Source organism: Nocardia exalbida NBRC 100660 (genome assembly GCF_000308575.1).
Classification (GTDB): Bacteria; Actinomycetota; Actinomycetes; order Mycobacteriales; family Mycobacteriaceae; genus Nocardia; species Nocardia exalbida.
The window spans coordinates 22,121-42,029 of record NZ_BAFZ01000007.1 but is presented as its reverse complement, the minus strand read 5'-3'; the positions used below and the strand labels follow the sequence as shown (position 1 = coordinate 42,029).

Here is a 19,909-nt window from a genome sequence, read left to right as displayed (position 1 = left end):
CGATTCGGCGAGTCCGCGCTTGCCGCGCCCGGTTGGGCGGCGGCCGGGTCGTCACCCGGAGCACCCCACCGCGGAGGAGGGTTGCCGGCCAGCAAGCCGGGGCTTTGCGCTGGCACTCATGACCAGACCCGAGAGTGGCAGAAGCGCCCCGGCACTGTCAACCACATTCCACCCGAGTCCCCACGAGCACCGCGTGGACATAACCACCACGCGTCGGCCATTACAAGCACCCCCACGACGACGCGCGAGCCGCGCCCGAAGCGGGATTTCGCGCGTCGGCACCGGCCCCCGTCCACGGCCGAAACGCGCCTCGGTTCGCTCGTCGGTTACCACCGAGCGAACCGATGCCGAGGCGACTCGGTCCCCGCTCGTTGCCCGCAACGGCGCAGCTTCTCGAGCGCCTCCGTATCTCGAACGCGCTGAACCCGATCGCGACGCCCCGCCGCGACTCCCTCGGTGACCGCCCGGAACAAACGCCTTCCGAAGACCAGCTCCGGACCGCTCGATGAGCCGAATCACACCTTCGGATCAGCGATCTCCCGGCGAACGCGGCAGGCGAGCCGCCCACCAGCGTTTTGCCCTATCGGAACGGCGAATATCGATCCCACCTGCAACAACGCGCATCGCGCCCACCGATCCGGCATCCGGTTCGGTGAACAACAAGCGACGACAACCCCGGGTACCGTGGACAGCTGGCCACAGCGCTGTTTGCCCTTTGGTAACCCAGCTATGACACAACAACGGGAAAGTGTGAGGCGAGTCGATGGGAGGTGCGCACAGCACCATGCTCGAGACAGACGTCGACGCGTCGGCGGGCCCGTTGTCACGCGGCGATCGCGCGCCGGAGGCCAGGACGCTCGTCGACATCCTGACCGCGACGGCACTCGCCCATCCCGACGCCCCCGCCATCGACGACGGCCACGTGGCGCTGTCCTATCTGGAATTGGTCGTCGAGATCGAGAACACCATGGCCCGGCTCGCCACCGCGGGCGTGCGGCCCGGCGATCGGGTCGGCGTGCGCATGCCGTCGGGCACCCGCGGGCTCTATGTGACCATCCTCGCCATCCTCTACTCCGGCGCCGCTTACGTGCCGGTCGACGCCGACGACCCGGACGAGCGCGCCCAGCTGGTCTTCGGGGAAGCGCAGGTCACCGCGATCGTGACCGCCGAAGGCATCGAGACCACGGCCGCGGGCATTCGCGCGGCGGAGCAGCAGCGTGAGCAGACCTGGTCGACGCTGCCCACTCCCGGCGACGACGCCTGGATCATCTTCACCTCCGGTTCCACCGGCACTCCGAAAGGCGTTGCCGTCACCCATCGCAACGCGGCCGCCTTCGTCGACGCCGAGGCCGATCTGTTCCTGCGCGACGCCCCGATCGGTCCGGGTGACCGGGTGCTGGCGGGTCTGTCGGTCGCCTTCGACGCGTCCTGCGAGGAGATGTGGCTGGCCTGGCGCAACGGCGCCTGCCTGGTGCCCGCCCCGCGTGAGCTGGTGCGCACCGGCGCCGATCTCGGCCCGTGGCTGGTGCGGCGGGAGATCAGTGTGGTCTCGACCGTCCCGACCCTGGCGGCGACCTGGCCGGTGGAGGCATTGGAGGCGGTGCGCCTGCTCATCTTCGGCGGCGAGGCCGTCCCGCCGGAACTCGCCGAGCGCCTCGCGGGGAACGGTGCCTCGGCTCGCGAGGTGTGGAACACCTACGGCCCCACCGAAGCCACGGTGGTCGCCTGCGCCGCGCGCTTGGACGGCCGGTGGCCGATCCGAATCGGCCTGCCGCTCAACGGCTGGGACCTGGTCGTCGTGGACCAGGCGGGTAACCCGGTGGCCGAGGGGGGATCCGGCGAACTGGTGATCGGCGGCGTCGGACTGGCTCGCTATCTCGACCCGGTCAAGGACGCCGAGAAGTACGCGCCGCTGGCCTCTGTCGGCTGGGAGCGCGCCTACCGCAGTGGCGACCTGGTCCGCAACGACAGCGCCGGGCTGGTCTTCCTCGGCCGCGCCGACGATCAGATCAAACTGGGCGGGCGGCGCATCGAACTCGGCGAGATCGACAACGCTCTGCAACACCTGCCCGGGGTCACGGGCGCCGCGGCGGCCATCCGGACCACCAAAGCGGGCAACAGGCTTCTGGTCGGCTATCTGACCGGACCCGGCCCGGACTTCGATGTCAAGGCCGCGCGCGCCGTCCTCGGTGGACAACTTCCGGCACCACTGGTGCCCAGGCTAGCGGTGGTCGACGAACTGCCCACCCGCACCTCCGGCAAGGTGGACCGCGACGCGCTGCCATGGCCGCTGCCCAATGCCGCCGAGGACGACGACGACAACGACCTGACCGGCACCGCCCGATGGGTCGCCGGACTGTGGGATGCCATTCTCGGCGCTGAGGTCGGCGATCCCGACGCGGACTTCTTCGACCTGGGCGGCGGCTCGCTCGCGGCGGCGCAGCTGGTCACCGCCCTGCGGGAACGGTATCCGCAGATCGCCGTCGCCGACGTCTACGACCATCCCCGCCTCGGCGCGCTGGCCGACCTGCTGGAACAGACCACCCCCGCCGTGGCCGTCGCCGAGCGAACGGTGCGGCCGACGCCGCTGCCCGCGCAGGTGGCGCAGGTGCTGGCCACCATCCCGCTCACCACCCTCACCGGATTGCAGTGGCTCACCTGGCTGGCGATCGTCGGCAATATCGCGGCCTGGTCCGGCTCACTGCACTGGCTCCCCCAGCTGTCCTGGTGGTGGACGCTGGCCGCGTTCCTGCTGTTCATCTCGCCGCCCGGCCGCATGGCCATCTGCGTGGCGGGCGCGCGGCTACTGCTGCGCGGCATCCGGCGGGGCAGTTATCCGCGCGGTGGTTCGGTGCATCTGCGGCTGTGGGCTGCCGTCCGTCTCTCCGAGGCCAGCGGCGCCGAGAACCTGTCCGGAGCGCCGTGGATGGTGCCGTTCGCCCGCGCGCTCGGCGCGAAGATCGGCAAGGGCGTCGACCTGCACAGCCTCCCGCCGGTGACGGGCATGCTCGAACTCGGTGACGGGTGCAGTGTGGAGCCGGAGGTCGACCTGTCCGGCTACTGGATCGACGGCGACGTGGTGCATCTCGGCCCGATCACCATCGGCCCCGGCGCGGTGGTCGGCTCACGCTCGATCTTGTTGCCGGGCACCAAGATCGGCAAGAACGCCGAGGTGGCCCCCGGCTCCGCGGTATCGGGCAAGGTGAAGGCGGACCAGGACTGGGCCGGTTCGCCCGCGGTGAAGGTCGGTAAGGCACAGCACCGCTGGCCCGCGCACACACCCGATCGTGCCCGCCACTGGGTCGGCATCTTCGGGATCACGTCGATGGCGCTGGCCGCCATGCCGATTCTCGGTATCGGCGCCGGTGGGGCGTTCCTGGCCTGGTTCGTTCGCGACACCCGCACGCTCGCCGCCGGCGCCGCGCGCGCGTTCGCCGTGCTTCCCCTCGCGACCTTGCTCAGCCTGGGCGTCTACGCGGCGGCGACCATCGTCGCGGTCCGGCTGCTGAGCGTCGGCCTGACCGAGGGCTACCACCCGGTGCGCAGCCGGGTCGGCTGGCAGGCCTGGGCCACCGAGCGGCTGCTGGATTCCGCGCGCACCTTCCTGTTCCCGCTGTACGCCAGCCTGCTCACTCCCCTGTGGTTGCGCTTGCTCGGCGCGAAGATAGGTAAGAGCGTCGAGGCGTCGACCGTGCTGCTGCTGCCGAAGTTCACCACCGTCGCCGACGGGGCGTTCCTGGCCGACGACACCATGATCGCCGGTTACGAACTCGGCGGCGGCTGGCTGCACATCGGGGAGGCGAAGGTCGGCAAGCGCGCTTTCCTCGGCAACTCCGGGATGACCGCGCCCGGCCGCCGTGTCCCGAAGAACGGGCTGGTCGCGGTGCTGTCGGCGGCGCCGTCCAAGGCGAAACCCGGCTCGTCCTGGCTGGGCAGCCCGCCGGTCCGGCTGCGCCGCGCCGCGGAGAACGCCGATACCGCGCGCACCTTCGACCCGCCCGCGCGCTTGCGGGTAGCCCGCGGCATCGTCGAAACCTGCCGCTTGGTCCCGGTGCTGGTGACCTTCGCGATCGGGCTCGGCGTGCTTTTCACCCTCGCCTGGCTCGCGCAAACGTTCGGCCATCTGGCCGCGGGACTACTCAGCGGGTTGGTGCTGCTGGCGGCAGGCGCTGTCGCGGGGGCGAGCGCGGTGGCCGCCAAATGGTTGCTGGTGGGGCGGATACGCACCGGGGAACATCCGCTGTGGAGCTCGTTCGTCTGGCGCAACGAGGTCTCCGACACCTTCGTGGAAACGGTTGCCGCGCCGTGGTTCGCGCGCGCGGCGACCGGGACGCCCGTACTGAACCTCTGGCTTCGCGGTCTCGGCGCGCACATCGGGCGCGGGGTATGGTGCGAGTCCTACTGGCTACCGGAGGCGGACCTGGTGACTCTCGGCGACGGCGCGACCGTGGAACGCGGCTGTGTGGTGCAGACCCATCTGTTCCACGACCGGATCATGGCCATGGACACCGTCGCTCTCGGTGCGGGCGCCACCCTTGGTCCGCACTGCGTGGCGCTGCCCGCCTCTGCGCTCGGCGACGGCGCCACCATCGGCCCGGCTTCGCTGGTCATGCGCGGTGACACGGTGCCCGCCTCGACGCGCTGGTGGGGCAACCCGATCGCGCCCTGGTTCACGGGCGACCCCGGGGCGCGCTGATGACGGGCAAGTTCTACGAAGCCCCCATCGACGAGTACCTCCCGCAGAACGGCAATCGGGGGTATCGGGTCACCCGGTACGAACTGGAGCTGGCCTACCGGGTTGCCGCCAACCGCCTCACCGGGCGCGCCGCGATCACCGCGGTGACCACCGAGGTGCGCACCCGGTTCGCACTCGATCTCGCCCAGGCGCTGAGCGTGTCGAAGGTGTCGGTCAACGGGATCAAGGCGGCGAAATTCGCCCATCAGCACGGCAAGTTGATCGTCACGCCGCAGCAGCGGATTCCGGCGGGCGGCGTGCTGGCGCTGGTGGTGCAGTACGGCGGCACCCCGAAACCGGTGCGCGGGCCGTGGGGCGAGGTCGGCTGGGAGGAACTCACCGAGGGCGCGCTCGTGGCCAGCCAGCCCAACGGCGCGGCGTCCTGGTTCCCCTGTGACGACCACCCGAGTTCCAAAGCGAGCTATCGGATCTCGATCACCACCGATTCGCCGTATTACGCGGTGGCGAACGGAACCCTGCTGCGCAAGCAGACCAAGGCCAGTCAGACCACGTGGGTGTACGAGCAACCCGAACCGATGTCGAGCTACCTGGCGACCATCCAGCTCGGTCACTATCGCAGGCACCGCATCGGCCCCTCGCACTCCGCGGTGCCGATGCACGCCGTCCTACCGCCGCGGTTGCGCGCCAACTTCGACCACGACTTCGCTCGCCAGCCGCGGATGCTCGAGGTCTTCAGCGAGAAGTTCGGCCCCTATCCGTTCGAGGACTACACCGTGGTCGTCACCGACGACGAACTGGAGATCCCGATCGAGGCGCAGGGCATCTCCATCTTCGGCGCCAACCATTGCGACGGCCGGCGCGGCGCCGAACGGCTGGTCGCGCACGAGCTGGCCCACCAATGGTTCGGCAACAGCCTGACCATCCGGCAGTGGCGCGACATCTGGCTACACGAAGGCTTCGCCTGCTACGCGGAATGGATCTGGTCGGAGGCCGCGGGCGGACCCACCGCCGACCAGCTGGCCCGCGCCGCGCGGCACAACCTCTCGCGCGAGCCCCAGGACATCGTCATCGGCGATCCGGGACCGCAGCGCATGTTCGACGATCGCGTCTACAAACGGGGTGCGCTCACCCTGCACGCGCTGCGCCTGGAACTCGGCGATCCGGGATTCTTCGACCTGCTGCGGGAGTGGACCATCCGCTACCGCCACTCATCGGTGACCACCGAGGAGTTCACCGACCTGGCGGGGCACTACAGCCTGGTCTCGCTGCGCCCGCTGTGGGACAGCTGGCTGCTCGCCGAGCGGCTACCGCAGCTGCCGCCCTACGGCGGCGCGTCGACGGCCTGATCAGAACACCAGATAGCGGGCGGCCAGTTCCTCGACGAGCGGATCGTCGTCCGGGACGTTCGCCAGCGCGTCCAGATCGGTTTCCACGGCGATCTGCCGGGGGTCGTCGTGCTCGGTATCCCGCGGATCCTCGATGAGCTGGCGCAGCAACTTCTCCCGCACCCGGGTCTTCAGCGAATCGTTCATACCTGAGGGTGCCCCCACATCGGCGTGTTACACGGGTGTGAACAGGGTTCCCCACGGCGTATTGCGCACCACGGTGTAGATCGCCAGCAAGGCGAAGAACGTCCACATGGTGGTCCGGCTGATCGACGGCAGCCGCATCTTCTGCCCGCGCCAGGCCTGGACGGTCCAGTCCGCCACCCACACCGCGAACGCGACGACCAGCGGGATCGCGAGCAAGTTGCTGTGCAGGGCGTCGAGCACGTGCCCGTCGGTGAGATTGTGCACGGCGCGCATCCCGCCGCAGCCGGGGCAGTACCACCCGGTCAGCGCGTAGACCGGGCAGGTGCCGTAGGAGCCTTCGACGTGCGGATCGCGCAAATGCAACAGCACCCCGACGCCCACTCCGACACCCGCGACGAGCAGGGGAAGTCCGACGCCGCGCCATCCGGTCCTCGGCTCGGGTCCCAGCTCCGCAGCGGGGCCGGAGGAAGATTGCGCGATATCCACGAAGTCAACCGTAACCGGGTGGCGATACGCCCGATACCTCACAACCCGGTTCATTCCGAAATGATCTTTTGCGGTAGCGATTCCGGGGGTACTCCCCGATATACACCAGGAATGCCGTCGTGCAGCGCTAGCACTAGCAAGCACCTTGCTTGCACTGTACGGTGACGGTGGACACAAAGGAGTGCTCATGCTGGCGAAGTCGATGAGGACGCTGGCGGACGCGCACAACGGTGCGCTCACCGCCGATTACCGTGCCGGACTGCGGTCCCGCACCTTCCGGACCGCGTCGTTGAACGCGCCCACCGCCCGTCACGCGGTCATCCCCGTCACCACCAAGGACGGCGCTCGCCTGCGAGTACACGCGTACGGTCCCGCCGAGGGCGATGTCATCGTCCTGATCCACGGCTGGAGCTGCAGCATCGAGTACTGGAACCCGCAGATCAACGCCTTCGCCGACCGGTATCGCGTGGTCTGCTACGACCAGCGCGGCCACGGCGCCAGCGAACTCGGCAAGTCGGCCCCCACCAAAGATTCGCTGGCCGATGACCTTTCGGTAGTCCTGAATGCGACGCTCCGCCCGGGGCAACGAGCCGTTCTGGTCGGTCACAGCATGGGCGGGATCACGGTGCAGGCGTGGGCCGCTCGCTATCCCGAGCAGGTGCGCAAGCAGGCCGCCGCCGCCGTGCTGCTGAACACTTCCTCGGGCAACATCCGCTACGACACCGACCTGCTTCCGCTGCTGAACAAGCCGCTGACACTGGCGGATCGGCCGATCACCGTGCTCGGCGCCACCGTGCGGATGCCCATGATCGTCGCGGAGACGCTGCTCACCGCGCCGGTCCCGCTACCGGGCGGCTGGCCGGCCAGCGCGCTGCTCAAGGCGCGCGTGATGACTCCGCACGCGACGGCCGACCAGGTGGAGTTCGCGCTGGGCATCGTGCGGTCGTGCCGGCCGCTGACGCGCGGCAGGCACGCCGCCGCGCTGGCCGACATGGATCTCGCCGAAGCCGCCGCCTCCCTCACGGTGCCGACCACCGTGATCGCGGGCGCGCACGACCGCTTGCTGCCCGAACGCATGTCGCGCCGCATCGCCGACGCTCTCGCCGAGACGGGCCATCTGGCCGCCTACCACGTGTGGCCCACCGGCCACCTGGGCAATATCGAAGCCGCCGACCGCTTCAACGCGGAGTTGGCCGCTATCGCCGAAACCGCCCATTTGCGCTCCGCGGCCGCGGGCTGACCCGAGACCGCTTCCTGGGCCGGTCGATGACGCCCGGTCCAGGGTCGAGGGTGAGCCGACCGCCGACAAGCGGTCCGCTATCGCGCTCTCGTATGTTTGCCAACCAGATACTCCGTAGACGGCTCTTCGGATGCAGCCTGTCGCTCACCAGGAAAATCCGGCGTTTCTACGCCGGGCTTCCTTTGTTCAACTCGCCCTCCACGCGCTCTCGTTAACATTCAGCGAACTCAAGGCGACTCAGAGGACAGACAGGTTCGGGTTCGACGAAGGGAGCAGCGGTGAGTGTCTGGCGTGGCGTGGCGGTCCTGGCTCTGGCAATCGGTGCACTCGGTGTGACCGCCCCCGCGGCCTCCGCGCTTCCCCTGGGCGTCCCCCCTGCGCGAACGCTCTGTGGCGGCGATGGTGCCGGCATCGGCATGATCGCCGCCTTCTACGACCCCGACCGCAATTACTCCGGTGTTCCGACGCTCTGGATCCACCCGGAGTTCGTCTTCGCACCCGATCGACCCGGCGGCTCCTGCGGCGTAACGGTCACCGTTTCGTGGCGCAACTCCGATACCGGCGTCTTCGGAACCCTTCCCCCCATACGGCTCGACGACCGGACACCGGCCGAGGAGAACGTCGCCGGCTCGTGGATACCGGTCGGCATTCCCGCAGGCCTCGGCCGAGTGGAAGTCCTGATCGCGACCGACTCTCCGCACGTCCCGGGCAAGGGAGTCTTCGTAGTCACGTAGTCCGAGCTCGCCCCCCGGCACGACCGGCGCAGGTTCTCGATCAATGGCGGATCCATCCGATCCGCTTGTTCCAAGCGCGATCTCGTCGGGCGCCGGGGCGGGAATGAAAACGTCGGCCGAGCGGTAGAACAACACATGACACTCGACGACGACGCCCGTGCACTCATCGGACCCGGTGCCGACGCGACGCTGGTCACGATCAACCCGGACGGCAGCCCGCAGGTCTCGGTCGTCTGGGTGGCTCTGCAATCGACACCGGGCGGCGACGAACTCGTCACCGCCCACCTCGGCGTCTACCAGAAGATCCGGAACGTCCGCCGCGACCCGCGCGTCGCGGTGACCATCCTGTCCCCGGAAGGGGGTGAGGTGATGCGCCCGTATCTCTCGATCACCGGCACCGCCCGCGTGGTGGAGGGCGGCGCCCCCGAGCTGCTCCGAGAACTCGCCAAGACTCTGGCAAGTCCGAATGCCGCGTTTCCTCCCGCGGACGCCCCGCCCGGTTACCTCACCCGGATCCGCATCGAGAAGGTCGGCGGTATCGGCCCTTGGGCCTCCTGACACCGATGACAGTCCCGCGCTCCGGCCGAGCCCGGGACTCAGTCGGAGCGACTGCGTGCCTTCATTCTCCGCACCCATTGCGCGATGGCCACCACGGCCGAGAACATCGCCGTCGCGCCGGCCAGCAACGCGGTGCCGGTGAGTTTCGCGGTGGAGAACTCCACCTTTCGTAGTCCCGGCAGGGGGTACTGCCCATTGCCCGAGGCCCATCGAACCACGTAGCCGACCTGAGTCCCGAGGTCGGTGGGTGGGCCGGACCCGATCATCGAGCGCAGCTCCGGTCCCTTTCCGTTCAGATAGACGAGCGTGAAGGCGACGAAGAGCGCCACCGCCACCGCGGAAACGGTCGTCAAGCGAGCGAGCGCTTCGGTGCGGGCCCAGAGATTGATCACCGCGGCGATGACGGTGAGGAAGATCGCGATGGTGGCCAGAATGGCCCACTTACCGCTGAGGTTGGAGTGGTTGGGCGGACTCTTCGACCACAGGCCGACGAGCGTGGTGGTGATGTGGGTTTGACCGAACGCATTGCTCCAGATCGTGCCATCGGGCCCTCCGGTGGCGAGCCACGGCTTGAACAACAGAGTGAAGGTGATCAAGCTCCCCACCGCGGCACACAGGAAGCCCGCGTTGTCCCGGAGCAAGATCACGAAGGGCCGCAGCCGCGCTCGTAATTTCTCGCCGTCGACTCGGCGTTTTCGGACCCTGCCCGCAGACCGGCGCGGTGCGGCTGCCTGTCGATCCTTGCTCGTACGCCACGGAGTCGGCTGCACCATCTCGCTAATCCCCGTTCATCGAATCGATGCCCGACGCGCCGTCAGACACCGGCTCGCTACTTATGGCAACTGGAGTTCCGGGTTTCGCCACGGACAGCGGATCCGCGATGTCCTCCAGGGACTGCCCTTCGGCGTTCACTCCGAAGAACCAGGCGACCAGACCGCCGACGATCATGAACCCGGCGCCGATGAGGTACCCCACCGTGAGCGGGAACCGGTCGGGGCTCGGGTTGTCGGCGCCGCCTACCAGGTGCCCGAACAGGAACGGTGCGACAACCCCGCCGGCGCCCTGCGCGATGGCGAAGAAGAACGAGATGGCTTGACCACGCAGTTCCAGCGGAAAGATCTCGCTGACCGTGAGATAGGCGGAGGAAGCGCCCGCCGAGGCGAAGAAGAAGATGACGCACCAGAAAATCGTCTGCGTGGTGGCGTCGAGCATGCCCGCGTTGAATGCCCAGGCCGAGATGAAAAGCAGGAAACCGGATATCGAGTACGTCGCGCAGATCATCTTCCGGCGACCGATGCTGTCGAAGAGCGGGCCGAGTACCAATGGGCCGATCAGGTTGCCGATCGCAAAGGGGAAGAAATAATATCCCGTGTGATGCGCGGGCACGTTGTAGAAATTGATCAGAACCAAGCCGACGGTGAAGAAGATCGCGTTGTACAGAAATGCCTGCGTGGCCATCATCGTGAATCCGAGGAAGGAACGGGAAGGATACCGTCCGAAGAAGATCCGCCCCATCTGCAGATAGGACAGCCGCTCCGTGTCCACGATATCCAGGGCCTTGCTCTCGTCGACCGGAGGGAGCTCGACTCCCCTGCTCCGAACCTGCGCTTCGATCTCGTCGACGGTCCGCTCCGCTTCCTCGGCCCGCCCGTGGGTGAGCAGCCAGCGGGGGCTCTCGGGGATGTGCCTGCGCAGGAAGATGATGACGAGCCCGAGGACGGGTCCGATGAAGAATCCGAGTCGCCATCCCCAATCGGTCGGAACGAAACGCTCGTTGAACAGGACCAGGCTGGCCGCCGCTCCCAAAGCCGCACCGCCCCAATAGGTGCCGTTGATCGCGATGTCGACCCGGCCCCGATACTTCGACGGCATGATCTCGTCGATCGCCGAATTGATCGCCGTGTATTCTCCACCGATTCCGGTGCCCGCGATGAAGCGGAAGAAATACAGCGACCACGCATTCCAGGAGAAACCGGCCAATCCGCTGCCGATCAGATAGATCGCCAGGGTCAGAATGAAAAGTTTCTTGCGGCCGAGCCGGTCGGTGAGCCGGCCGAAGACGAGTGCGCCGACGACTTGGCCGGCCAGATACCACGAAGCCATCGCGCCGACCTGACCGGATGTGAGATGCAGTGCATCGGCGTCCTGTAGCGGGCCACCCATGCTGCTGACGATCTGGATCTCGATTCCGTCCAGGATCCAGGAGACGCCGAGCCCCACGACGATGAGCCAATGGAACCCGGTCCACGGAAGCCGGTCCATCCGGGCGGGAACCAGACTTCGGATTACCTTGGTTCGGTTTTCCAACACTTGATGATCACCTCGATTGCAGAAGAAGCCGGTTCGACCACGGGGCCGCGTGAGGGTCGGCAGGATAGGACCGCATCGATGCCGGGCACCGATGGGTCTCCGAGGGACGTAAGCCTCGATCTGGTCCTCGGCATCTGCACCGGCGTCGCTCCTCATCGCCCCGAGCGGAACCTGGTTACGCCAGGGTTACATGAATATTGGTTCGTTGTGAATTGTGCCACTATTCGACGGCTCATTAAAGTTGTGAGATATTCCCCGCTCAGCGAAGCGGCGTTTCAGCAGGTAGCGGTTCGGGGCGCGGTCGAACGGATCCCCTCACGGTGGGGCACAACTCTCGAACCCGTTGTCCCCCGGCCGGAATCAGGGCGTGGTGCCCTGCGCTGGAGGTAGCGCGTGGATGGCGAGGACGGCGGTATCGTCCTCCACTCCGGATCCGAAGGAGGCGAGCAGTTCTCGGATGGCCTCGACACCGCCGGAGGCGGTGACCGGCGCCAGCGCGCGAGCGAATTCGATGAGCGCGCCGTCGCCGTAGCGACCGCCGTTCGCCGTCGTGCGGGCTTCGGTGAGCCCGTCGGTGTAGAGAATCAGGGTGTCGCCGACCTCGAGCCGGACTTTCCTGGTGACGATCTGGGCGTTTCGGATCGCCCCGATGAGCTGACCGCCCCAGGTATGCATTTCCTCCACGTCCCCGTCGGAGCGCAAGAGCAGGGCCGGCGGGTGCCCGCCACCGGCCAGGGTGATGTCGCAACCCCCGCGCTGGGGAGTGGGTTCGATCAGGCCGAAGATGATCGTGCAGAACCGTCGGTTGTGGCCGTGGGACCGCTCGGTGAGGGTGGTGTTGAGCATGTCGAGCACGGCGGCCGGATCGCGGGTGTAGGCGGTGGCGGTGCGCAGTGTGTAGCGGGCCTGGGAAGTGAGGGCCGCGGCGGGAGCGCCTTTGCCGCAGACATCGCCCAGGAACATTCCCCAGCTGCCGCCGGTGATCGGGAACAGATCGTAGAAATCGCCGCCGACCTCGTCGGCGGAGGCGATGTGGTAGTACGCGGCGACCTCGAGGCCGGGAACATCGGGTAGTTCGGGTGGTAGCAGGGTGGTCTGCAAAGTGGCGTTCAGACGCTGGAGGCGTTCGCGCTCCTGCTCGGCTTCGCGTCGTGCCCGTAGCAGCTCGGTCTCGTAGGCGCGGCGCTCGCGGGCATCGAAGACGGTGGTGCGAATCAGAAGTGGTTGTCCCTGGCTGCCGGTCTTGACCTGCGAGCTGACCAGCACGGGTAGTCGGCGGCCGTCGGTGGTCTTCATCTCCAGGGCGATGCCGCGAATCTTCCCCTGCATGCGCAGCAGAGGAGCGAAATGGGTCTCGTGATAGAGGCGGCCACCCACGGTGAGCAGGTCGGAGAAGTGCTTCCGGCCGACCAGTTCGTCGCGCCGCCAGCCCAGCCAGTCGAGCAGCGTGGCATTCACCTTGGCGATGCGACCGTCCAGCGAGGTGGAGAGGTACCCGCAGGGCGCGTTCTCGTACAGGTCCTCGACGCTGTCCTCGAGCAACGCGGCGAACGCCGCGTCGTCATCGGTCCCCGCTCCGAGAGCACTGCCACAGTCTCGGTCGCCCGCGGCGCTCGTCATCCGGTCTCGGCGGCGAAGGCGGCTATGGCGTCGGCGGTCTCCGCCGGAGCACTGAGCTGGGGGCAGTGGCCGGTTGCCGTCAGCGTGACCAGTCTGCTGCCGCGGATCCGCTCGTGGACGAAGGCCCCGACCTCGAGTGGGGCGATAGCGTCATCGGAGCATTGCAGGATCAGAGTGGGTACCTCCACCGCCGCGAGATCGGCCCGGTTGTCGGCGAGGAACGTGACGCGGGCGAAGACGCGTGCGATTTGCGGGTCGGTGCGGCAGAAACTGTCGGTGAGTTCCTCGGCGAGCTCCGGCCGATCGGGGTTGCCCATGATGACCGGCGCCATCGCGCCCGACCAGCCCAGATAGTTCGCATCGAGCGCCTCCAGGAGTTCGTCGATGTCGGCGGCGTCGAAGCCGCCCCGATATCCGGTGGCCGGATCATCGATGAAGCACGGCGAAGGAGCCACGAGCACCAGTCCGGCGAACGCCGCGGGCTCGCGGGCGGCGGCGAGCACTCCCATCGTGGCACTCACCGAGTGCCCGACGAAGATCACCGGCCCCAGATCGAGTTCGCGAAGCAGCGCGAGCACATCCTCGACGTACCCGTCCATGCTGGAATAACGCTGCGGGCTCCAGGCCGACAGATCCGAGCGGCCCGCACCCACGTGATCGAACAGTACGACGGTGAAATCCCGCTCCAGAACCGGGACGATCAGCCGCCACATGTGCTGGTCGCAACCGAAACCGTGGGCGAGCACGACCACCGGCGCGCCGGTCTTGCCGCTGACGGTCACGTGGTTCCTGCTCAGCACCTTCACATAGACACCTTCGCAGAAAATTCGGGCGAACGCCCACCGCCGGTCGTTCTGCCTGGCGGGGGGAAGGCGGCTTTCGGTAGAGGTCGGGTCTGGGGTAGCCAGCGCCCGCGGCCACCCCAGACCCAACACCTCACAGTGTGCGAAGAACGCATCCTCGGACGGCTCCTATTTGCAGGGGTTTGCGCGTGGAAAAAGCCGTGCCGATTCAGCCGGGATGCACTACGCGCTCACCGGGCGGAAGTTTCCGGCGGCAGCCCGGACGGTCGCTGCGTTCGAGTCGCGTTCGCGGCAGGCGCCTCGCCGGTGAGGCGGCCGGTCCGGCTCATCCCGAGGAACATCGAGCCCAGGCCGAGCAGCACAGCGATTGCGCCGGCGACCACGTTGTTCCAGATCGTCGACGTGGTGTCGACGTCGCCGCTGACCACCCAGGGGGCCAGGATCGTCCAGAGGCCGAGCAGCGGCGCGGCCCAGACGATGCCATGGGTCCGGCCGTAAACCGAGGCGAATCCGAAGGCCAGCATCGCGAGGGCGATGCCGACGACGAGGTTGTTGACGGTCAACGTCGAGAACCCGTTGAACCCCACGACCCACGGGGAGATAGCGATGTAGAGCCCGGTCAGGAACATCAGGCCGGTGACCGCTTGGGCGTCGGGCGCCTCCGAGGCGCGCTCGTACTTCTCCCGCAACTCCACGATGTCGGGATGCCGACTCATCATGGTTTCACTACTCACACTCTCCACCACCCTTCAGACGTAGTGGCGAATCGAAGCTCTCTCCCGAGCCGGGCGGCCGCGATCGGTTCCGCGACGCGGCCGGGCCTGATCGCCGCTCACTGATATATCACTCTGTGATAATATCACTCCATGATGGATGAGTCGATGCCATCGCCGGTACCGCCTAAGTCTCAGCACCTGAGCGATCAGGAGTACTCGCGGCTGCTGGCGTTCCGGGCCGGGCTTCGCCGGCTCCTGCGGTGGAGTGAGCGCCGGGCGGCCGAAGTGGGGCTCACCGATACGCAACACCAACTGCTGCTGGCGATCCGCGGGCATTCCGCCCCGGGCGGGCCGACGATCGGAGAGATCGCAGGCTACCTGTCCACCCGCCACCACAGTGTGGTGCAACTGATCGATCGCACCGAGCAACTCGGCCTCGTCGCCCGCAAGCGAGGGCAGGGCAACGACCGCCGCGTCGTCCACCTCACCCTCACCGAGGCGGGCAAGGAAATCCTGGCCCTGCTCAGCGCCACACATCTGGAAGAACTCCAGCGACTGACCCCACTCCTCGGCACCCTCGACGACCTACCCGCCGTGCCGCAGGCAGGATGAGCCCGCCGGACCCGCCCGCAACCGAGACGCGGGTAGGCGAGCCCCAAGCGGTGCGCGGACGCGCCGTAACCGGTGTTCAGCGCAGAGTGAGTGGGATCTCGGAATCGACGCGGGTCAGTTTCTGCGGGTTGCGGACGTAATAGAGACCGGCGATACGGGTGTCCTCGACGCGCATCGCGATGACACCGTCGAGTTCTCCGTCCACGTACAGAGCCAATGCGGGACTGCCGTTGACCGTGGTCGCCTCGACGATGAGCGCGACGTCGTTCCTGGTGAGCCCGCCGACGATGAACCGGGCCACCTTGCCCGCACCGATGACCGGACGCGGTGTGGCCTGCTTGATGCCACCTCCGTCGCTGATCGCCACGACGTCGGGGGCCAGTATGTCCAGCAGGCCGCGCAGGTCTCTGGTCTCGAGCGCGCGCCGGAACGCGGCGGCAGCCGCTTCGGCCTCTCGCGCGGTGACCGAGCGGCGCGGACGACGGGCTTCGACGTGGCGGCGGGCGCGGTGGGCGAGCTGGTGGACGGCGGCGGGAGTCTTGTCGACCGCGGCCGCGATGTCGTCATAGCCCATCCCGAATGCTTCGCGCAGCACGAACACCGCGCGTTCGGTCGGGGTCAACGTCTCCAGCACGAGCATCAGCGCCATCGAGACACTCTCGGCGAGTTCGACATCGGCGGCCACATCCGGCGTGGTGAGCAGTGGCTCGGGCAACCAGGAACCTACGTAAGCCTCCCTGCGGCGTTTCATCGACCGCAGCCGGTTGAGCGCCTGACGGGTGGTGATCCGAACCAGATAGGCACGGGCGTCGTCGACGTGCGCCGCGTCGACCGCCACCCAACGCAACCACGTCTCCTGGAGGACGTCGTCGGCATCGGCCGCCGATCCGAGCATCTCGTAGGCGACGGTGAAGAGCAGGTTGCGGTGGGCGACGAACGTTTCCGTCGCCTCGACCGTGGCATGGTCGCGACCCGCTCCCGCACCGTCGGCCCGCCGCGACTCGCCGGGTTCATTTGCTGTGTCCATCCAGTCCTCTTCTTCCTGCCGTCGGGGGCCGTGCGACGCCGGTTGTCGCTGCCGCGTGCGGCAGCCTCCGCGCTCAGGGGCGCTGCCGCACATCGTGCAGTCGAAGTCACCGGCGGGATCGGCTAGGCGACCGGTGACGCGGTGACGCTACGCCGGACTTCCAGCAGAGCCGGCCTGTGCTTGCCGTCCTTGAACCAGGAATGCGACCCGGGCTTACGCGCCTCGTTCACCAGGTGTTCGACGCTGGAGGCGCAGGAGAACTCCTTGAGCTTCTTGCCCACCGGCCCGCTGAAGTAGAGCCGCAGCGCGGTGTCGTCCTTGTGGGCGAGCTGGAAGATCCCGGCACCACGGCCGAAGCTGATGCACATGGCGGGGAACGACAGGTCGATCGGCGCGGGCCGGTCACCCGCGATGCGGTGCAGCACGGTGTCCGCGGCATGGGCGCCGAGGCAACCCGCGGCGTAGGCGCTCATCCGGAACGGCAGATCCGACGGTGCCGCCGAATCGCCCGCCGCGACGATGCGCTCGTCGTCGACGCTGGTCAGGGTCTCGTCGGTGAGCAGACGCCCGGCGCTATCGGTGCTCAGCCCGCTGCGGGCGGCCAGATCCGGAACGCCGAAGCCCGCGGTCCAGATGGTGACCCGGCTCGCCAACGTGCGGCCGTCGGCGAGTTCCACGGCCTCCCGCGTCACCGCGGCGACTGCCGAGTCCGGGCCCTCCAGCACACTGACCCCCAGCTTGGCGAGATACTTACGGGCTGTGCGCCGAGCCTTCGGATGCAGATACGGGCCGAGGATCCCGCCGCTGACCAACGTGACGCGCCGCCCCCGCTCTGCCAGCTCGGCGGCGGTCTCGATGCCGGTCGGACCGCCCCCCACGACCGTCACCGCAGCCGCCATGGGCGTGTCGAAGAGCACCGACCGCAGACGCTGCGCCGCCTCCAGGGTCGCGACCGGGTAGGCGAACTCTGCCGCGCCCGGCACCCGTGGGCCCGCACTGCCGCTGCCCACCGCGTAGATCAGGTAGTCGTAGCGGATCTCGTCGCCCTCCGCCATCGTCACCCGGCGCCCGGCCGCGTCGATTCCGGTCACGCTGTCGACGACCAGCCGCACACCCTCGGCGAGGACTTCGGCATAGTCGACGACCGCATCGTGGGTACCGCCCACCAGTTGGTGCAGACGCAGCCGTGGGACGAAGAGCGGGCGGGGATTGATCACGGTCACCGTCACGTCGGCACGCTGCGTAAGACGGTTCGCCGCCATCACGCCGGCGTATCCGCCGCCGATCACGACCACATCGATGTTCTTGCTCATGGTGTCTCCTTCGCTCCGAGAGGCTCGGGAACAAGACACCGCCGGGGCGCACATCCTGACACAATGTGATGCAGGTCACTAAAATCGAGGATCGCTGGATTGGGCAGGCCGCTCCGGAACCAAGCGTGGCAACGCTCTCGTCACCGCCGCTCAGCTGTCGAGGACAGATGCGGGCGGCGTGGCGAAGTCGGCGTTTCGCGAGCACACTGAGGTCGTAGCGCCCACCTCGTCCCCAGGAGAACATGATGCCAACCAACGGACCTTTCGGCATCGATCCGGAAGATTTCGAACGCGCACTGCGTGGGGCGGGAACCGAACTCCGCGACCTGCTCGGGAAAGCCGGCGTATACCTCGACCGCGTCGACCACGCCGGCCTCGGTTCGCTGGCGTCGCTGTTCGGTCAGTTCGTCCAGCCGGAACGGCCACGTCCACCGGAGCCCGAGGGCGAGATCACCGGCGAGACGGGCAGCGGGGTATGGGCGATCTACAGCATCGACGACACCGGCGAGGCCAGGATCGACCAGGTCTTCCCGAGCGAACTCGAGGCCTTACGCGCACATCGAGACAACACCGATAATCGCCGTCGAGTGCGGTTTCTCCCCTACGGGGTTCCGGCAAGCGTGTTGGACGCACCCTGACGCGCAGACTCGCTCCACGAGTGGGGATCGGCCGGTATCGCTTCCAGTTCCACAGCGTCGTACGACAACCTCGGGCTTGCGGTAGGCGCAACTGCGGCACTGAGTCGTCCCAGCACGGAAACAACCGTTGACCTGGCTTTTTGAGCCGCCTGGGGGAATCGAACCCCCGACCTTTTCATTACGAGTGAAGCGCTCTACCGACTGAGCTAAGGCGGCGTGCCTTTCGGCCAAGCGAGTCTATCCTCTCGCGGGCCGATCGCGAAAACAGGTGGTCACGGTCACTGTGCGCGGGCCGCGATGAGGGCGGCGGCCATGGCGGCGAGGGCGAAACGGGGTTTGACGTTCAGGTCGAGCGCGGCGCGGCAGGCGAGCACGGCCTCGATGGATTTCAGCAGGCCTTCGGGGGGCACACGCTCGGCCAAGTCGTGGATCTCGTCGGACAGGTCCGGGTGGGTGAGCGCGATGCCGGAGCCGAGCCGGGTGGCGCCGAATCGGACGGCCAGCGCGTCCCGGTAGACGCCCGCCACGTCGATCAGAGCGCGATCGAGTGCGTCGCGGCCGGTGCGGGTCGCACGGGATTTCTGCCGCCGCTCCAAGTCCTTCAGCACGCCGGCGGAGCCGCGAGTCGCGCCCGCCGCGCCCTTGCCGGTGCCGCCCGCGCCCATCGCGGTCGCGAGTTCTTCGCGCTCGCGTTCGTCGCGGGTCGCGCTCATCTGTTTGGCCTCGTCGTCGGCCGCGCGTACCAGCTCGTCGGCGGCGGCGTAGGCCGCGCCGGGCTTCCCGGATGCGGTGACCAAGGCCAGAGCGCGTCGGCGGCGGCCTCGCGCCTCCTCGTCGGTGGCGAGCCTACGGGCACGGCCGACATGGCCGCCGCTGATGGAGGCGGCCCAGTTCGCGGTCTTCTCGTCGAGGTTGTCGCGTTCCCGCAGCACCCGCGCGATGGCGGGCACCGACGGCGTCACCAGGTGTACGTGCCGGCAGCGGGAGCGCAGTGTGATCGAGATGTCCTCGGGGTCGACCGAGGGTGCGCAGAGCAGGAACACCGTCCGTTCCGGCGGCTCCTCGACGACCTTTAGCAGCACGTTTCCGGCCGCCTCGGTCAATCGGTCGGCGTCCTCGATGACCACCACCTGCCAGCGCCCGGTACTCGGCCTGCGCGAGGCCACCTGCACGATCTCGCGCATCTCCTTGGTGCTGATGCTCAGGCCCTCGGGCACCACCCGGCGCACATCGCCGTGCGTGCCCGCCATGGTCGTGGTGCAGGCGTGACACCTGCCGCACCCGGGTGTCCCCGAGTCGGTGCACTGCAACGCCGCCGCGAAGCACAGCGCCGCGACGGATCTGCCCGAGCCGGGCGGGCCGGTGAACAACCACGAATGCGTCATCGCGCCTTCGACCGCTCCCCCGCGCGCGGCTACGGCGGCAGCCGTCAGCTCGGACTCGACCGCCTCCTGGCCGACCAATCGATCGAAGACTCCCGCCACGCCGTACACCCTATCGGCCCCTCCCGACAAGTTTCGGGCTGATACCTGAGCACTCTCACCGCCCACCAGGACGCGCAGTTCACCACACGCCCGGCCCCTACCGACGGTTTCACGCCGCTACCTGAGCACTCACCGCCCAC

At 68.1% G+C, this 19,909-nt stretch carries 17 protein-coding genes, 1 tRNA gene and 1 riboswitch; of the genes, 7 read left to right on the top strand and 11 right to left on the bottom strand.

Features of this window, described 5'->3' with window-relative positions; all coding sequences use genetic code 11:
- Positions 1 to 10: 10 nt before the first annotated feature.
- Positions 11 to 124, bottom strand: a riboswitch (SAM riboswitch).
- A 660-nt stretch (positions 125 to 784) separates the two neighbouring features.
- Both ON29_RS02680 and ON29_RS02675 read left to right on the top strand, forming a co-directional pair.
- Positions 785 to 4,696 carry a Pls/PosA family non-ribosomal peptide synthetase gene (locus tag ON29_RS02680; RefSeq protein WP_040864516.1) on the top strand — a complete coding sequence of 1,304 codons (3,912 nt, stop codon included), beginning with the start codon at positions 785 to 787 and terminating at the stop codon, positions 4,694 to 4,696.
- Positions 4,696 to 6,042, top strand: coding sequence for a M1 family metallopeptidase (locus tag ON29_RS02675; RefSeq protein ID WP_040864655.1), 1,347 nt, complete (start codon positions 4,696 to 4,698; stop codon positions 6,040 to 6,042). The genes ON29_RS02680 and ON29_RS02675 overlap by 1 nt, the downstream gene beginning before the upstream one ends.
- On the opposite strand, the gene ON29_RS02670 is transcribed toward ON29_RS02675, so the two are convergent.
- Positions 6,043 to 6,228, bottom strand: coding sequence for a hypothetical protein (locus tag ON29_RS02670; protein ID WP_040864515.1), 186 nt, complete (start codon positions 6,226 to 6,228; stop codon positions 6,043 to 6,045). It abuts the gene before it with no gap.
- Between the two features lie 27 nt (positions 6,229 to 6,255).
- Positions 6,256 to 6,714 (bottom strand): DUF2752 domain-containing protein, encoded by a 459-nt coding sequence (locus ON29_RS02665; RefSeq protein ID WP_051174815.1) that lies wholly within the window; start codon positions 6,712 to 6,714, stop codon positions 6,256 to 6,258.
- Between the two features lie 187 nt (positions 6,715 to 6,901).
- On the opposite strand from ON29_RS02665, the gene ON29_RS02660 reads away from it, so the two are divergent.
- The 3 genes from ON29_RS02660 to ON29_RS02650 all read left to right on the top strand — a co-directional run bounded on the left by ON29_RS02660 (position 6,902) and on the right by ON29_RS02650 (position 9,246).
- Positions 6,902 to 7,954 (top strand): alpha/beta fold hydrolase, encoded by a 1,053-nt coding sequence (locus tag ON29_RS02660; RefSeq protein ID WP_040864514.1) that lies wholly within the window; start codon positions 6,902 to 6,904, stop codon positions 7,952 to 7,954.
- A gap of 278 nt (positions 7,955 to 8,232) precedes the next feature.
- Complete coding sequence (locus tag ON29_RS02655; protein ID WP_157172635.1) at positions 8,233 to 8,688, top strand: hypothetical protein; 456 nt, start codon at positions 8,233 to 8,235, stop codon at positions 8,686 to 8,688.
- A gap of 135 nt (positions 8,689 to 8,823) precedes the next feature.
- Complete coding sequence (locus ON29_RS02650) at positions 8,824 to 9,246, top strand: TIGR03618 family F420-dependent PPOX class oxidoreductase (protein ID WP_040864512.1); 423 nt, start codon at positions 8,824 to 8,826, stop codon at positions 9,244 to 9,246.
- Between the two features lie 38 nt (positions 9,247 to 9,284).
- Here ON29_RS02650 and ON29_RS02645 read toward each other — a convergent pair whose 3' ends face one another.
- From ON29_RS02645 to ON29_RS02625, 5 genes are all read right to left on the bottom strand, one after another.
- The gene (locus ON29_RS02645) at positions 9,285 to 9,842 is read right to left on the bottom strand and encodes a hypothetical protein (protein WP_157172634.1); all 558 of its coding nucleotides are present in this window, start codon (positions 9,840 to 9,842) and stop codon (positions 9,285 to 9,287) included.
- Positions 9,843 to 10,023: 181 nt separating this feature from the next.
- Positions 10,024 to 11,556 carry an MFS transporter gene (locus ON29_RS02640; RefSeq protein WP_245548804.1) on the bottom strand — a complete coding sequence of 511 codons (1,533 nt, stop codon included), beginning with the start codon at positions 11,554 to 11,556 and terminating at the stop codon, positions 10,024 to 10,026.
- A 360-nt stretch (positions 11,557 to 11,916) separates the two neighbouring features.
- Positions 11,917 to 13,176: a PP2C family protein-serine/threonine phosphatase gene (locus tag ON29_RS02635; RefSeq protein ID WP_040864510.1), complete on the bottom strand. Its 1,260-nt coding sequence runs from the start codon at positions 13,174 to 13,176 to the stop codon at positions 11,917 to 11,919.
- Positions 13,173 to 13,982, bottom strand: a complete 810-nt coding sequence (locus tag ON29_RS02630; protein WP_040864509.1) for an alpha/beta fold hydrolase — start codon at positions 13,980 to 13,982, stop codon at positions 13,173 to 13,175. Before ON29_RS02630 ends, ON29_RS02635 begins: the two co-directional genes overlap by 4 nt.
- A 227-nt stretch (positions 13,983 to 14,209) precedes the next feature.
- Positions 14,210 to 14,713 carry an SPW repeat protein gene (locus tag ON29_RS02625; protein WP_063825236.1) on the bottom strand — a complete coding sequence of 168 codons (504 nt, stop codon included), beginning with the start codon at positions 14,711 to 14,713 and terminating at the stop codon, positions 14,210 to 14,212.
- 147 nt (positions 14,714 to 14,860) lie between these two features.
- On the opposite strand from ON29_RS02625, the gene ON29_RS02620 reads away from it, so the two are divergent.
- Complete coding sequence (locus tag ON29_RS02620; protein ID WP_040864651.1) at positions 14,861 to 15,307, top strand: MarR family winged helix-turn-helix transcriptional regulator; 447 nt, start codon at positions 14,861 to 14,863, stop codon at positions 15,305 to 15,307.
- A 76-nt stretch (positions 15,308 to 15,383) separates the two neighbouring features.
- Here the strand turns inward: ON29_RS02620 and ON29_RS02615 are convergent, their stop codons facing one another.
- Positions 15,384 to 16,334 carry an RNA polymerase sigma-70 factor gene (locus tag ON29_RS02615; RefSeq protein ID WP_040864508.1) on the bottom strand — a complete coding sequence of 317 codons (951 nt, stop codon included), beginning with the start codon at positions 16,332 to 16,334 and terminating at the stop codon, positions 15,384 to 15,386.
- A gap of 122 nt (positions 16,335 to 16,456) precedes the next feature.
- Positions 16,457 to 17,647, bottom strand: coding sequence for an NAD(P)/FAD-dependent oxidoreductase (locus ON29_RS02610; RefSeq protein WP_040864507.1), 1,191 nt, complete (start codon positions 17,645 to 17,647; stop codon positions 16,457 to 16,459).
- A gap of 245 nt (positions 17,648 to 17,892) precedes the next feature.
- Between ON29_RS02610 and ON29_RS02605 the strand changes: the two genes are divergently transcribed.
- Positions 17,893 to 18,285, top strand: a complete 393-nt coding sequence (locus ON29_RS02605) for an Rv0313 family protein (protein ID WP_040864650.1) — start codon at positions 17,893 to 17,895, stop codon at positions 18,283 to 18,285.
- A gap of 143 nt (positions 18,286 to 18,428) precedes the next feature.
- Here the strand turns inward: ON29_RS02605 and ON29_RS02600 are convergent.
- A tRNA-Thr gene (locus tag ON29_RS02600) sits at positions 18,429 to 18,501 on the bottom strand.
- Between the two features lie 62 nt (positions 18,502 to 18,563).
- On the bottom strand, positions 18,564 to 19,769 hold the full coding sequence (locus ON29_RS02595) for a DNA polymerase III subunit delta' (protein ID WP_040864649.1): 1,206 nt from the start codon (positions 19,767 to 19,769) through the stop codon (positions 18,564 to 18,566).
- Between the last annotated feature and the right edge of the window lie 140 nt (positions 19,770 to 19,909).